The following is a 426-nucleotide window of genomic DNA, read 5'->3' as shown; positions in this document are numbered from 1 at the left end:
CAGGAGACGGTGGCCGCTCGGCGTTCGGGCGACGCCTCGAGCGTTTCGACTGCGACCGGATCGGCCAGGGCCCGATCGAGTTCGTCGGCGAGGGTCGTGAGCGGGCGAACCGGACAGCCGGCCGCGAGCAGGTCGTCGGTCTGCTCGGCCATCGCCTGCTGGATCGTGGCCAGGAGCCGAATTCCCGCCTCGTGGTCCGCGTCGTCGCCATGCTCGCGGACGATCCGCGGCCCGAAGTCGTCCATGAGGATCCAGCCCTCGTCGGGCTCGGTCGCGATGACCGAAGGTACGCGACCCGGGAACCGGGACTCAAGCAGCACGGAGACCGCCGGCTCGCAGGCGAACGGCGGGAAGATGGCCTTCAGGTACGCCGCGCCACTCGCCGTCGGGGCCCGGAGGAGCGCGGAGATCCCCCACTGGTAGACC

General features: G+C 71.4%; 1 protein-coding gene. It reads right to left on the bottom strand.

Annotated elements, in window-relative coordinates; genetic code table 11:
- A partial coding sequence (locus tag I6F37_RS41220; protein WP_225154555.1) for a hypothetical protein occupies window positions 1-426 on the bottom strand: 426 nt, incomplete at both ends.

It is taken from the genome of Bradyrhizobium sp. NBAIM08 (genome assembly GCF_020193935.1).
GTDB classification, from domain to species: Bacteria; Pseudomonadota; Alphaproteobacteria; order Rhizobiales; family Xanthobacteraceae; genus Bradyrhizobium; species Bradyrhizobium yuanmingense.
This window is presented reverse-complemented; position numbering and strand designations above follow the sequence as displayed.